Genomic DNA, 14679 nt, shown 5'->3' on the forward strand with positions numbered 1-14679 from the left:
TAATGTTGGTATTGCAGAAAAAACTAAAATAGAGATGAATTTAAATAGAGATTGATTCGTCATTTTTTCCTCCATCCCCCTTCGTGGGTGAAGGGGGAAATAATTAAATAATCGGGTTTATTTAATTTCCATTACCGCCGTTTCCACCATTGCCTCCATGCCCGCCGCTACCACCACTTCCCCCGTTACCACCATTGCCGCCATGTCCACCGTTACCGCCATTACCGCCGTTACTCCATAGATATTCGGTGGCGGTTTGCTGAGAGTCGGTCGGTATAGTCATGGAAAGAGCGGATAAAGGGAATAATAAGGTGATTAAGAGAGTAGAGATTTTACGCATATAAATTCCTCGTTATAAAGTGAATTAATTAAACTGCAAATAAAGCTTAAATGACTCACTTAAATAATTAAAGAATGTTGTCGGTTAATTAATGGATCAAATTTGTTTTTAATGAATATAAAATAATAAACTAAGATGTTATTCGTTCGTTTGTATTTAAATTAAAGATAATAAATAGAACGCTATCCCTTAAATATATTTTAAGAGATAGCGATAAGAAGGGCTTAGATTGAGTCTTCGAGGATCAGCTCAATGGCTTTTAATTCTTCTTGGCTAAAATCGCGATTTTCCATCATGCCGAGAGCATCATCGATTTGGCTGATACGGCTTGCGCCGATAAGCACGGAAGTAATGCGGTCGTGGCGCAGTAACCACGCTAAAGACATTTGACTCAATTTTTGCCCACGATTTAAGGCTAATTCATTGAGTTTTTTCACTTTTGCTAAAATAGCGGATGTAAGTCTTTCAGGCGGCAGTGATGGATTACCTGCTGCACGAGAATCAGCGGGAATACCATTGAGATAGCGATCCGTTAAAATACCTCCGGCCAGTGGTGAGTAGGCAATCGAGCCGACACCTTCCTCTTCGAGCAAATCGAGGAGACCTTCTTCTGGGGTACGTTCTAGCATGGAGTATTTAGGCTGGTGAATAAGGCAAGGGGTGCCCAGTTGATTGAGAATACGGATAGCTTCTTGCGCCGTTTCTGCGGGGTAATTCGAAATTCCCACATAAAGCGCTTTCCCTTGGCGAACAATCAAATCAAGGGCTGCCATGGTCTCCTCTAATGGGGTTTGAGGATCGGGTCTATGGTGATAGAAAATATCTACATAGTCGACGCCAATTCTTTTTAAACTTTGATTGAGACTAGCAACTAAATATTTTTTACTGCCCCAATCACCATAAGGGCCTTCCCACATGGTGTAACCTGCTTTGGAGGAGATCACCATTTCATCGCGATAAGGACGAAAATCTTGTTGTAGAATGCGACCAAATTGTTGTTCTGCAGAGCCAGGAGGCGGTCCGTAATTATTGGCGAGATCAAAATGGGTGATCCCGTGATCAAACGCATGTCTTAACATGGCTCGGCAGTTATCAATTGGCTTGTTGTCACCAAAATTATGCCAGAGTCCTAAAGAGACAAGGGGGAGCTTTAATCCACTCCGACCGCACTGACGATATTCCATATCTGTGTAACGATGTGACGCAGCAGAATATGGCATGGCTCACCTCCAAAATAAATGGCAAAGATTTACTCGAATTTTGGCATAACTCTGTTGAGCTCACTGGTGAAAGAATGCTATACAGCTTAAGAAATGATTATTTTATAGCCAGATTGTGACGGGGATTTGAAATAAGATATCGTATGTTGAGTATGAGGCTTATAGGGTGTGATGCATTCCCCATAAGCCAACACAGTGAGTCTATGATTAAGCTTGCTCGGGTCGAGTAAAGACTAATTCATTACCTTTCGACTGCGCTTGATCAAATTGGTAGCCTTCTAAATTAAAGTCAGATAGCTGTTCAGATTTAGTCAGTTTATTTTGAATGATAAAACGGCTCATTAATCCGCGAGCTTTTTTTGCATAAAAACTGATGACTTTATATTTGCCATTTTTCTCATCTAAGAAAACGGGTTTGATAATTTCAGCGTCCAATTTTTTGGTATTCACAGACTTAAAATATTCATCAGAAGCTAAATTAACAAGGATATTATCCCCTTGCGCTGCCAGTGCTTTATTTAAATGCTGAGTGATGATATCTCCCCAGAATTCATATAAGTCTTTACCACGGCTGTTTTTAAGGCGAATTCCCATTTCCAAGCGATAAGGCTGCATTAAGTCTAATGGACGCAGCACACCATATAGGCCGGACAACATACGTAAATGTTGCTGAGCAAATTCAAAATCAGCGGGAGAAAACGTTTCGGCTTGCATGCCGGTATACACGTCCCCTTTGAAGGCGAGGATGGCTTGGCGTGCATTATCAGGGGTAAAGTTTGGCTGCCATTCACCGAAACGCGCCGCATTCAGCCCTGCAAGTTTATCACTAATTTTCATTAAGCTCGCGATATCTGCTGGTGTGAGTTTTCGGCATGTTTTAATTAGTTTTTCAGACTCAGCGAGGAGCTCGGGTTGAGTAAACGTGTCGATGGCGAGCGGGCTTTCGTAGTCTAATGTTTTGGCAGGTGAAATAGTAATCAGCATAACTTAACCCTTATGATAGTAAATTTACCCGTTACTTTAACAAAAAATCAGACGAAATGGCGAATCGCTGTAATAAGTCGCGCTTATGATGGTTATCTGGTTTACTGATGAGATGAATCAACCTAGCTAAATGCATTCAGTTATTAGGGATGCTGCGAAAACGATTGCTGATCAAATAGTTGCTTTCAAGGATATTTCCTCGCTTGCAGCAACGTAGATGCGTGATATTATCATGGGACGGTGCGGCGCTAGCCTCAATTCCTTAATAATACACAAAGTAGTTTAAGTTGCAGATGTGTGGCTAATCAGCGTAGCCAACAGCCCTACGACTCGAAGCATGGCGGGTTTCCCCTAAATAATTCTTGTTATGGGTAGATAGCAAGGGTGAGTGAATGTAGCCAACACCCCTACAACTTGAAGTATGACGGGTATAACAACGAGATTAAAGAAATGACCGACAAACTAACCTCCTTACGTAGTCTGACAACTGTTGTTGCCGACACTGGCGACATCGAAGCGATGAAGCTGTACAAACCACAAGATGCGACGACTAACCCATCGCTGATTTTAAATGCTGCACAAATTCCTGAGTACCGTAAATTAATTGATGAAGCGGTAGAGTGGGCACGTAAGCAAAGTAATAACCGTGAACAACAAGTTGTCGATGCATGTGACAAACTGGCTGTTAATATCGGCTTAGAAATTCTGAAATTAGTCCCAGGTCGTATTTCAACTGAAGTTGATGCACGTCTTTCTTATGATGAAGAAGCGTGTATTACTAAAGCTCGTCGTCTGATTAAAATGTACAACGAAGCTGGTATCAGCAACGACCGCATTTTGATCAAACTAGCCTCTACTTGGCAGGGTATCCGCGCGGCGGAGAAACTGGAAAAAGAAGGCATCAACTGTAACTTAACTTTATTATTCTCTTTTGCTCAAGCGCGTGCTTGTGCGGAAGCTGGTGTTTACCTGATCTCTCCATTCGTAGGTCGTATCCTTGACTGGTACAAAGCAAACACCGATAAAAAAGAGTTTGCTGCGCATGAAGATCCAGGCGTGGTTTCTGTGACTGAAATCTACAACTTCTATAAAGCACATGGTTATAAAACCGTCGTGATGGGCGCAAGCTTCCGTAACGTAGGTGAAATCATTGAGCTGGCAGGTTGTGACCGTCTGACTATCTCTCCAGCGCTGCTGAAAGAGCTGTCTGAATCACAAGGCGAATTGGTTTGTAAATTGAAAGATGAAGGTAAAACTCAAGAGCCAGGCGCTAAACTGACTGAAGCTGAGTTCTACTGGCAGCATAACCAAGATCCAATGGCGGTTGATAAACTGTCTGACGGTATCCGTAAGTTTGCTGTAGACCAAGAAAAACTGGAAAAAATGATCGCAGCTCTGCTGTAATTTCCTTTTTCTTAGAAAACCCAGTCAATTGGCTGGGTTTTTTTATGCTGTTTTTTCATTGATTAAACTCTCAATTCCATATTTCGACACAAACACGACGCTGTCAAGCACTTGACCTCATGGTATGATGCGCCATGTTTATCATTATTGGCTTAGTATTAATTGAATTAGCATTTTCTCGCCAAATGAACAAATTTAAATGATTAATTTTTGAGGTTTGTATGAATGAGTTGCGCATAGGTCTGGTGTCGGTTTCTGATCGTGCTTCAGGCGGTATCTACGAAGATAAAGGGATCCCAGCACTGGAAGAGTGGCTAACGAAAACCATTACCACCCCTTTTCGTTTAGAAACTCGTTTGATTCCTGATGAGCAAGTCATGATTGAGCAAACGTTGTGTGAGCTGGTGGATGAATTTTCATGTCATTTAGTCCTGACTACAGGCGGCACCGGTCCTGCTCGTCGAGATGTCACCCCAGATGCAACGCTTGCAGTTGCCGATCGTGAAATGCCTGGTTTTGGTGAACAGATGCGCCAAATTAGCCTGAAGTTCGTGCCGACGGCGATTTTATCTCGCCAAGTTGGTGTGATCCGCAATCAGTCACTGATTTTAAACTTACCGGGACAGCCAAAGGCGATTGCTGAAACCTTAGAAGGGCTGAAAGATAAAGAAGGAAATGTGCTGGTATCAGGCATTTTTGCGAGTGTGCCATACTGTATTCAACTACTTGATGGCCCATACGTTGAAACAGACGAAAGCATCGTTAAAGCTTTCCGTCCAAAGTCGGCTATTCGCACTGCCGAGTAATCTCTTCTAAAAAATCAGGCAGAACGTCATGTCTGCCTGATAATTCTTGTTACAGTTTTCTGTCTATCTTGCTTAATAGGCTATCAGGTTAGCCGTATATAAATTTAGCTACGCTGACCAATTGGCAGGATGGTTTTGCCATACTGTTCATTTAAGATCTCAGCGACAGCCAGATAGAACGCGCTCGCACCGCAGATAATTCCTTCATAGCCCGCATATTGAAGCAGCGTGGCATCGTTGGTCAGATTACCCACCGCCAACATTGCAAACAGTACAGTTAGGCTGCCAAAGATAAATTGCAGCACGAAATTTGCTTTGAAGGTGCCTAAGAACATAAAGAAAGTAAAGATCCCCCATAAAAGCAGGAACATCCCTAAAAATGCAGGGTCAGTTGCTTCGGCTAATCCCATGGTCGGTAAAAATAGCAGACCGACTAACGCAAGCCAAAAGAAGCCGTAAGAGGTAAATGCAGTCGCACCGAACGTATTGCCTTTCTTATATTCAATAAGCCCAGCAATCACTTGCGCGATACCACCATAGAAAATCCCCATACTTAAAATCACAGATGAGAGAGGGAAAAAGCCTGCATTATGAATATTCAGCAGGATTGTTGTCATACCAAAGCCCAATAAACCGAGTGGGCCTGGATTGGCAAGCGAACTAGATTGCATATAACCTCTGGTAAAGTTTTTAAAAATCAAATAGATACAATGAATATTTGTAGCCCCATAGGACGGGGAGGCGAATAATACGCAGTTTTAATTGTCGAAACAATGATCAAGAGACGGGTTTTTTTGCATTAAATGTAAAACTTTTTTAGTTTTGCCCCTTGATGAATGAATTTGTGACCCCATCTTTAAGACATCAACAGTTATCAATCTAAATTATTGCGAATTGCAAAAGATGTAAGGTTGCAAAAAAAATCAAGGTTGAAGTAAAAACTCCCTTGAAAATGAAATATTGAGCCTTATATAGATTGATATCGAAATTAAATGAAAAGAATTCCTTTGGAGGCGTTTTAAATGGGTAAAATTATTGGTATCGATTTAGGTACAACTAACTCATGCGTTGCAATTATGGATGGCACTACTGCGCGTGTTCTTGAGAACAGCGAGGGTGATAGAACTACTCCTTCCATCATTGCATATACACAAGATGGTGAAATTTTAGTTGGTCAGCCAGCAAAACGTCAGGCTGTCACTAACCCAGAAAACACATTATTTGCGATCAAACGTTTGATCGGTCGTCGTTTCCAAGACGAAGAAGTTCAGCGCGACGTGTCTATCATGCCATACAAAATTGTAGCGGCTGATAACGGTGATGCGTGGTTAGATGTGAAAGGCCAAAAAATGGCACCGCCACAAGTTTCTGCTGAAGTGCTGAAAAAAATGAAGAAAACAGCGGAAGACTATCTGGGTGAACCAGTAACTGAAGCGGTTATCACTGTTCCAGCTTACTTTAACGATGCTCAGCGTCAAGCAACCAAAGATGCGGGTCGTATCGCTGGTTTAGAAGTAAAACGTATCATCAACGAACCAACAGCAGCAGCGCTGGCTTACGGTTTAGATAGAGAAGTTGGTAACCGTACTATCGCGGTTTACGACTTAGGTGGTGGTACATTCGACTTATCAATCATCGAAATCGATGAAGTTGATGGCGAAAAAACCTATGAAGTTCTGGCAACCAACGGTGACACTCACTTAGGTGGTGAAGACTTCGATACTCGTTTAATCAACTACTTAGTTGACGAATTCAAGAAAGAACAAGGTGTTGATCTGCGTAACGATCCACTGGCAATGCAACGTCTGAAAGAGTCTGCTGAAAAAGCAAAAATTGAGCTGTCTTCTGCTCAACAAACTGACGTTAACCTGCCATACATCACTGCGGATGCGACAGGTCCAAAACATATGAACATCAAAGTGACTCGTGCAAAACTGGAGTCACTGGTAGAAGATTTAGTTAAACGTTCTATGGAGCCAGTTAAAGTTGCTCTGCAAGACGCTGGTTTAAGCGTAGGTGACATCAACGACGTTATCTTAGTTGGTGGTCAGACTCGTATGCCAATGGTTCAGAAAGTTGTTGCTGATTTCTTTGGTAAAGAGCCACGTAAAGACGTTAACCCAGACGAAGCCGTTGCAATGGGTGCAGCAGTACAAGGTGGTGTATTAGCGGGTGATGTTAAAGACGTTCTGTTACTTGACGTAACTCCACTGTCTTTAGGTATCGAAACCATGGGTGGCGTGATGACTTCGTTAATCTCGAAGAACACCACAATCCCAACTAAACACAGCCAAGTATTCTCTACTGCGGAAGATAACCAAGCAGCCGTGACCATTCACGTACTGCAAGGTGAGCGTAAACGTGCAAGTGATAACAAATCACTGGGTCAGTTTAACTTAGATGGTATTCAAGCAGCGCCACGTGGTATGCCGCAAATCGAAGTGACTTTTGACATCGATGCGGACGGTATCCTGCATGTTTCTGCGAAAGACAAAAACAGCGGTCGCGAGCAAAACATCACCATTAAGGCATCTTCTGGTCTGAATGACGAGGAAATCGAAAAAATGGTACGTGACGCAGAAGCTAACGCTGAAGCAGACCGTAAATTTGAAGAGTTAGTGCAGGTTCGCAACCAAGCAGACCAACTGATTCACGGTACTCGTAAACAAATCGAAGAAGCAGGCGACAAATTACCAGCTGAAGATAAAGCGAACATCGAAAAAGCAACTTCAGAATTAGAAGTCGCTTCTAAAGGTGAAGATAAAGCTGAAATCGAAGCGAAAATCCAAGCGCTGGTAACGGCATCTGCGAAACTTCTGGAAATTGCACAGCAACAAGCTCAAGCGGGCGCTGCGGGTGCAGGTGCAGAAGCGAAGAAAGATGACGATGTTGTTGACGCTGAATTCGAAGAAGTTAACGACAAAGACAAAAAATAAGGCCCTTAGCGGGCGCAGTGACTATCGCAATAATGTTAAATAGTGACTGATACCGGACACGGGCGTTGAGGGAACTCTGCGCCCGTGTCTGCATGTTAAGGGAAAAATAAATGGCGAAAAGAGATTTTTATGAGGTTTTAGGCCTCGAAAAAAATGCTTCAGAAAAAGACATTAAGCGAGCATATAAGCGCTTAGCAATGAAATACCATCCTGACCGCAATCAGGAAAACAAAGATGAATCTGAAGAGAAATTCAAAGAGATAAAAGAAGCTTACGAAGTCCTGTCCGATGAGCAAAAACGTGCCGCTTACGATCAATATGGTCATGCCGCGTTTGAACAAGGCGGTATGGGTGGCGGAGGTGGATTCGGCGGCTTTGGTGGCGGCGATTTCAACAGTGATATTTTTGGTGACATCTTCGGTGACATTTTTGGTGGCGGTCGTCGTCAACAGCGCCCAAGCCGTGGTTCTGATCTGCAATACAACATGGAACTGACTCTTGAAGAAGCAGTCCGTGGAGTGACCAAAGAGATCCGTATTCCAACGCTCGAAAGCTGTGACGTGTGCCACGGTAGCGGTGCAAAACCAGGCACTAGCGCAGATACATGCCAAACCTGTCACGGTATGGGCCAAGTACACATGCGCCAAGGTTTCTTCTCAGTACAACAACCTTGCCCAACCTGTCACGGTCGCGGAAAAGTCATCAAAGACCCATGCAACAAATGTCATGGTCAAGGTCGTGTTGAGAAATACAAAACCTTATCCGTTAAGATCCCAGCAGGGGTTGATACGGGCGACCGCGTTCGTTTATCCGGTGAAGGTGAAGCTGGTGCGAATGGCGCTCCAGCAGGGGATTTATTTGTTCAAATGCATGTTTTACCTCACGATATTTTTGAACGTGATGGTAATAACTTACATTGCGAAGTGCCAATCAACTTTGCTGCGGCAGCGCTGGGCGGCGAAATTGAAGTCCCAACCCTTGATGGCCGCGTTAAACTGAAAATTCCTGCGGAAACCCAAACGGGCAAAACATTCCGTATGAAAGGTAAGGGCGTGAAGTCAGTACGTGGTGGTATGCAAGGTGACTTAATGTGTCACATTGTTGTCGAAACCCCAGTCAAACTGAATGAGAAACAAAAAGAGTTACTCAGAGAGTTTGGTGAGTCGTTAGGCGGCACGGGTGGCGAGAAAAATAGCCCACGTTCAAAACGCTTCTTAGATGGCGTGAAAAAATTCTTTGATGATTTAACCAATAAATAAGGGTTAATCGCTAAGTTAAGAATCATGGCTGATCCAGTGAAATACTGAATCAGCCATTTTTTTTATTTCACTGTTTCACCGCTGGCAACCACGGTTTTACGAACTTGATCAGCAAATTGTAGAGCCTCTTTCACAATCGCATTTTCATCAACTGTGAGTACTTTGCGGTCTTCCATTAATAGGTTTCCATCCACAATGGTATGGCGTACATTGGAAGCATTCGCGCCATAAACCAGTGCGGCATAAGGGCTATACATCGGAACCATATTCGGTGATTTTGTATCGACAACGATAATATCTGCCAATTTCCCCGCTTCTAGAGAGCCTAACTTATCTTCCATGTGAATGGCTTTTGCAGAGCCTTTGGTCGCTAATTCAACCACGGTGATGGGTGGCATTGCAGCTCTATCTTTATTTTCAAGCTTATGAATTTTACCCACTAAATTTAGCTCGTTCATGGTCGTTAAGGTATTGCTGGACATCGGACCATCAGTTCCTAAACCCACACGAACACCTTTTGCTAACATCGCGGTCACTGGAGCAACACCTTTGGCTGATTTGGTATTCGCACTGACATTATGTGCCACACCGACATCATACTGTTTGAGCAGGTCGATATCGGTTTCATCAACCATAATGGCATGAGCGGCAATCACTTTGTTATTCAGGACGCCGATGTCTGCCATATATTGAACCGGGCTTTTGCCGCCAGTACGTTTGGCAATTTCTTCTTGCTCTCTGTCGGTTTCCGCTAAGTGGATCATCACGGGAACATTCAGTTCTTGAGAAAGCTTAGCAATTTTCTGTAGATGTTCAGTGGTGTTGGTATAAGGTGCATGAGGCGCAAAAGCTGGCGTAATGCGAGGATGATCCTTGTATTGGTTGATAAATTTCACGGCATAAGCGATACCTTCATCTGCATTTTTAGCATCAGCAACAGGGAATTTGATCACGGATTCTCCAAGGATCGCGCGCATACCAATTTTATCGACGGTTTTTGCAACCTCATCTTCGAAATAGTACATATCCACGTAAGTTGTAACGCCACCTTTGACCATTTCGACGTTGGCTAAGTTAGCGCCTACTCGCACCATTTCACGGGAAACCATCTTGCTCTCTAATGGGAAGATATAGCGGTGCAAACGGTCGGGGACATCGTCGGCAAGGGAACGAAATACAGTCATTGATGCGTGAGTATGGGTATTGATTAACCCTGGCATGACTATATCGCCATCAACATTTAGCCGTTTTTTGGCGGTATATTGCGTGGCAAGCTCAGGGCCGCCAACAGCGATAATTTTATTTTTATCAATAACAACGGTCCCATTCTCAATAACTTGATTATTGGCATCCATTGTCAAAACAGTACCATCAACAATGATTAAATCCGCTGGAGTGGTGGCAAGTGCCGCGATAGGTGCTGCCATCATCGATATGGCAACGAGAGATCGGAGTAATGTCATTCTTACCTCATGACTCAATGAAAAATAGGGCTAAAAATTATTTGTATCAAATATTATGGGCATCAAATATAGGATGTAAAACTTATCTTCTAAGCACCGCTATCTTAACTGGATAGTTTCGCCAGTAACACCCCAAGTAAGATGACAATACAGGCGAGGACTCGCATTCCATTAAATTTCTCTTTAAGAAATACAATGGAAAGAAACATAGCAAAAAGGACACTAGTTTCACGAATAGCAGCAACGAGTACGATGGGGGCTTGGCTCATTGCCCAGATTGCGATGCCGTAGCTAATTAGCTGCATTAACCCGCCAAGCAACCCTGAGCGCCAATATTGCCTAAACCCGTGTAGTAATGAACTTTTGTATTTCATCACTCCAGGGATGGCGAGTACCGCACCATTTAATAAAAACAGCCATAGGGTATAAACAACGGGATCTTGACTGGCTCTAGCGCCATATCCATCTGAGAGGGTATAACAAGCCGTAAAAAAGGCAGTGCACAATGCAAAGCTAAGCGCTTTACCTTTGATATTCAAAGTAAATTTTCGACCTGCAAACGCGATGGCTACCACGCCTGAAATGATGAAAATAATCCCTACAAAACTCATAAATGGTAAGGATTCATTGAATAAAACAATACTTAATAACGCGGTGATTAAAGGGGCTGAGCCGCGAGAAATAGGGTAAATTTGGCTGAGGTCACCATGGTTATAAGCTTGGCTGAGAAAATAGATATAACCGATGTGAAATAATACTGACAAAGCTAGCCACGGGACGGCATCAGGAGATGGCAGCCCAAACCAAAAGAGAGCTGGAATAGTTAAAATTCCAGAAAAAATGGCAATCATTATCAAACCAAAGAAGCGGTCATTACCAAATTTAACCAGAGCATTCCAACTGGCATGGCAAAACGCAGCAAACAGCACAGAAAGCAGTACGTATAGGGACATAATATAGAGAGATAGTGATTGCTTAAGAGTGGCTCGAGTATCACATAAAGCGTCTTTTTTATGAAGCGGCACGCAAGGAAGAGAGGGCAGGTACTTTTATTTTTGCGAAGGGCTTCGAAAATAAAAAAATAAACGATTTTTTGGACTATCGATAATGGTCATTTTTCATTAGTCTCTAAAAAAGTTGAATATTTAAAGCGCTTTACTCAGTAAATTTATTGTTGGTTTTTAGAATAGTTGCCTATAGTTAAATTAACGATTTATTATCATTCGTCGTGATCTCGATTGCTAAATACTCGGAAATTACGATCATTAATGGATAAATAAACGATTTTTTACGAATTAATGATTATCATAATATTAACATTCAAAAGTATTTTTTGGAGTTATTCATATGACAGCAATTATTCGTAAATTTTTAAAGTTAGAAGCAGCAGGAGGGCTACTCCTAATTATTGCTGCCATTGTCGCTTTAATAATGGCTAATACGCCATTACAAGGAGCTTATCAGCAATTTTTAGATATTCCGGTAACCATTAAAATTTCAACATTTGAATTAGATAAACCTCTGATTCTATGGATTAATGATTTCTTAATGGCCGTGTTTTTCCTGGTTGTTGGTTTAGAGGTAAAACGCGAGTTATTGGAAGGATCCCTTGCGGGACGTGATAAAGCGATATTTCCAGCAATTGCGGCTGTGGGGGGAATGATTGCACCAGCGTTAGTTTACTTAGCGTTCAATGGTGCTGACGATATTACTCGTCAAGGTTGGGCTATCCCAGCAGCAACAGATATTGCGTTCGCGTTAGGCGTAATGGCGTTATTGGGTAAGCGAGTGCCTACAGAGCTCAAAGTGTTTTTATTGGCATTAGCTATCATTGATGACCTTGGTGTCATTGTGATCATTGCCTTTTTCTATACCAGCTCAGTTTCTGTGGTAGCGCTAAGTTTAGCGGCACTGTGTGTGGCAATCCTCTGTCTAATGAACTGGAGACGAGTTGAAAACACCGCAGCTTACTTAGTGATTGGCTTAATCTTGTGGGTTTGTATTCTGAAATCAGGGGTTCATGCCACTCTGGCTGGGGTGATTGTTGGTTTCTTAATTCCATTAAGAGGGACTAATAATACAAAACCGTCGGAAGAACTAGAGCATGTGTTGCACCCTTGGGTTGTTTATCTCATTTTGCCTATCTTCGCGTTTGCAAATTCAGGCGTAGAGCTCAATGGCGTCACCCTTGATGGTTTAATGAGCCCATTACCACTTGGCGTTGCTGCGGGTTTGATACTGGGCAAACCAGTCGGTATTTTCTTATTTAGTTGGATTTCGGTAAAAGTAGGGTTGGCTAAATTGCCAGCATCGATTAACTTGAAGCAAGTGTTTGCTGTTTCTGTGCTTTGTGGAATCGGTTTTACTATGTCTATTTTTATCACCGGCCTCGCTTTTGAAGGGCTTGATGAAGTGTATAGTACCTACTCGAGACTGGGTATTTTAATTGGCTCAACAACAGCAGCATTGTTAGGGTACTTTATGTTAAGGGTAGTGTTACCGAAACCAAAAGTTTCGCACAGTGATGCAAAATAAACATAATAGACGTAATTATTAGTAAGAATTTTCGAGTTAATCTTCTATGATATGCCCGCGGTATGAGTTGCATACTGCGGGTATTTTAACTTATAACTCCCGATTACGGGGTACGGGTAAAGCGTATGGTCAGTATGTACTGTGGTCATTAAGTACTGCGGTCATTATTGGCGATACAAAAGGAATCGATATGCGGGTTTCACATCTTAATTTTAACCACCTTTACTATTTCTGGCATGTTTGCAAAGAAGGCTCTGTTGTCGGTGCTGCCGAGGCTCTTTACCTGACACCACAGACAATTACTGGGCAAATTAAAGCACTCGAAGAACGGTTAGGTGGAAAATTATTTAAGCGCCAAGGTCGAGGGCTCGTGCCTTCAGAGCTGGGACAACTGATTTTTCGTTATGCTGACAAAATGTTTATGCTCAGCCAAGAAATGCTGGATATCGTCAACTACAGCCGAGAATCTAACCTACTGTTTGATGTGGGTGTGGCTGACGCATTATCGAAACGTTTAGTCAGCCGTGTACTAGAAACAGCAGTTGTAGAACATGAGCAAATTCATTTACGTTGCTTTGAATCGACTCATGAGCTGTTACTGGAGCAATTAAGCCAGCACAAGCTGGATATGATTTTATCGGATTGCCCTGTGGACTCTTCACAGCAAGAGGGTTTGTTCTCCGTTAAATTAGGTGAATGCAGCGTGAGCTTTTTCTGCCGTCAGCCAGTACCGAAGAAACCATTCCCTGAATGTCTAGAAGAGCGTAGGTTATTAATTCCAGGTCGTCGTTCTATGCTAGGCCGCCATTTATTAACATGGATCCGCAATAAAAACCTGCAAGTTGAAGTACTCGGCGAATTTGATGATGCAGCATTAATGAAAGCATTTGGAATGTATCACAATGCCATTTTCGTGGCGCCATCTTTGTATGCAAAAGATATTTTTGCTGATAATGAAGTGCAAGAAATTGGCCGCTTAGATAGCGTTAAAGAAGAGTATTACGTGATTTTTGCGGAAAGAATGATCCAGCACCCAGCAGTACAACGTGTCTGCAATAAAGATTTTTCTGAGTTATTTTCAGCTCCGTTCGATAATTTAGAACAGAAAGTTTAGAGCACGAAAGTGTAAGGTAAGAAATTAGTAGACAAAAAAACCGGCCTAAGCCGGTTTTTTATAATCAAGAAGCGAAATTACATTGCTTTGATTTGAGCAACTAAGTTAGCTTTATGACGTGCTGCTTTGTTTTTGTGGATCAGGCCTTTGCTAGCGTGGCGATCAACAAGAGGTTGCATGTCATTGAATGCTTTCTGAGCTGCTTCTTTATCGCCTGCAGCGATAGCAAGGTAAACTTTCTTAATAAAAGTACGTACCATAGAGCGACGGCTAGCGTTGTGCTGGCGACGTTTCTCTGATTGAACGGCACGTTTCTTAGCTGATTTGATATTAGCCAAGGTCCAACTCCCAAATGTATTCTATTGAGGACAATTTAAAGGTCAAGGAATATGCCCTTTCGCCCTTCATTTGTCAATGGATTTGTGCAAATAAACATCGTGTACTTCGATGTCAATGCGTTGTGAATGGTGCAAGATTCTACCAGCAAATATCAGAAGAATACAGATCTGCGCGTGAAAAAAAGCATAATTGATAGAAGATATTTTAAATCATTTTTCAGAAAAAATTTTTTTAGTGATATCAAATGTTCATCAAGATGAAATTGAATGATAACTAGAG

General features: G+C 42.4%; 13 protein-coding genes. 6 read left to right on the forward strand and 7 right to left on the reverse strand.

Annotated elements, in window-relative coordinates; genetic code table 11:
• Positions 1 to 121: 121 nt before the first annotated feature.
• From JK188_RS11725 to yaaA, 3 genes are all read right to left on the reverse strand, one after another.
• Positions 122 to 340 (reverse strand): hypothetical protein, encoded by a 219-nt coding sequence (locus JK188_RS11725; RefSeq protein WP_154602774.1) that lies wholly within the window; start codon positions 338 to 340, stop codon positions 122 to 124.
• A 224-nt stretch (positions 341 to 564) separates the two neighbouring features.
• The gene (locus JK188_RS11730; RefSeq protein ID WP_211886713.1) at positions 565 to 1560 is read right to left on the reverse strand and encodes an aldo/keto reductase; all 996 of its coding nucleotides are present in this window, start codon (positions 1558 to 1560) and stop codon (positions 565 to 567) included.
• Between the two features lie 207 nt (positions 1561 to 1767).
• Positions 1768 to 2544 (reverse strand): peroxide stress protein YaaA, encoded by a 777-nt coding sequence (yaaA, locus tag JK188_RS11735; protein WP_036950277.1) that lies wholly within the window; start codon positions 2542 to 2544, stop codon positions 1768 to 1770.
• Positions 2545 to 2994: 450 nt separating this feature from the next.
• Here yaaA and tal point away from each other — a divergent pair, with 450 nt between their 5' ends.
• Positions 2995 to 3948, forward strand: a complete 954-nt coding sequence (gene tal / locus JK188_RS11740) for a transaldolase (protein ID WP_211886712.1) — start codon at positions 2995 to 2997, stop codon at positions 3946 to 3948.
• A gap of 221 nt (positions 3949 to 4169) precedes the next feature.
• Positions 4170 to 4754, forward strand: a complete 585-nt coding sequence (mog, locus tag JK188_RS11745; RefSeq protein ID WP_211886711.1) for a molybdopterin adenylyltransferase — start codon at positions 4170 to 4172, stop codon at positions 4752 to 4754.
• Between the two features lie 104 nt (positions 4755 to 4858).
• Here the strand turns inward: mog and satP are convergent, their stop codons facing one another.
• Complete coding sequence (satP, locus tag JK188_RS11750) at positions 4859 to 5425, reverse strand: acetate uptake transporter (protein ID WP_211886709.1); 567 nt, start codon at positions 5423 to 5425, stop codon at positions 4859 to 4861.
• Between the two features lie 351 nt (positions 5426 to 5776).
• On the opposite strand from satP, the gene dnaK reads away from it, so the two are divergent.
• Complete coding sequence (gene dnaK, locus JK188_RS11755; protein WP_036950286.1) at positions 5777 to 7690, forward strand: molecular chaperone DnaK; 1914 nt, start codon at positions 5777 to 5779, stop codon at positions 7688 to 7690.
• Positions 7691 to 7800: 110 nt separating this feature from the next.
• Positions 7801 to 8949 carry a molecular chaperone DnaJ gene (gene dnaJ, locus JK188_RS11760; protein ID WP_036950288.1) on the forward strand — a complete coding sequence of 383 codons (1149 nt, stop codon included), beginning with the start codon at positions 7801 to 7803 and terminating at the stop codon, positions 8947 to 8949.
• A gap of 62 nt (positions 8950 to 9011) precedes the next feature.
• Here the strand turns inward: dnaJ and JK188_RS11765 are convergent, their stop codons facing one another.
• Both JK188_RS11765 and JK188_RS11770 read right to left on the reverse strand, forming a co-directional pair.
• A complete protein-coding gene (locus JK188_RS11765; RefSeq protein ID WP_442959124.1) occupies positions 9012 to 10379 on the reverse strand; it encodes an amidohydrolase in 1368 nt (455 codons plus the stop codon).
• Positions 10380 to 10516: 137 nt separating this feature from the next.
• Positions 10517 to 11365 carry an EamA family transporter gene (locus JK188_RS11770; RefSeq protein ID WP_211886707.1) on the reverse strand — a complete coding sequence of 283 codons (849 nt, stop codon included), beginning with the start codon at positions 11363 to 11365 and terminating at the stop codon, positions 10517 to 10519.
• A 394-nt stretch (positions 11366 to 11759) separates the two neighbouring features.
• Between JK188_RS11770 and nhaA the strand changes: the two genes are divergently transcribed.
• Both nhaA and nhaR read left to right on the forward strand, forming a co-directional pair.
• A complete protein-coding gene (gene nhaA / locus JK188_RS11775) occupies positions 11760 to 12947 on the forward strand; it encodes a Na+/H+ antiporter NhaA (protein WP_211886706.1) in 1188 nt (395 codons plus the stop codon).
• Positions 12948 to 13137: 190 nt separating this feature from the next.
• Positions 13138 to 14061 carry a transcriptional activator NhaR gene (nhaR, locus tag JK188_RS11780; protein ID WP_036950297.1) on the forward strand — a complete coding sequence of 308 codons (924 nt, stop codon included), beginning with the start codon at positions 13138 to 13140 and terminating at the stop codon, positions 14059 to 14061.
• A gap of 77 nt (positions 14062 to 14138) precedes the next feature.
• Here nhaR and rpsT read toward each other — a convergent pair whose 3' ends face one another.
• Positions 14139 to 14399: a 30S ribosomal protein S20 gene (gene rpsT, locus JK188_RS11785; protein ID WP_036950300.1), complete on the reverse strand. Its 261-nt coding sequence runs from the start codon at positions 14397 to 14399 to the stop codon at positions 14139 to 14141.
• Between the last annotated feature and the right edge of the window lie 280 nt (positions 14400 to 14679).

This window comes from Providencia sp. JGM181, from assembly GCF_018257375.1.
GTDB lineage: Bacteria > Pseudomonadota > Gammaproteobacteria > Enterobacterales > Enterobacteriaceae > Providencia > Providencia lanzhouensis.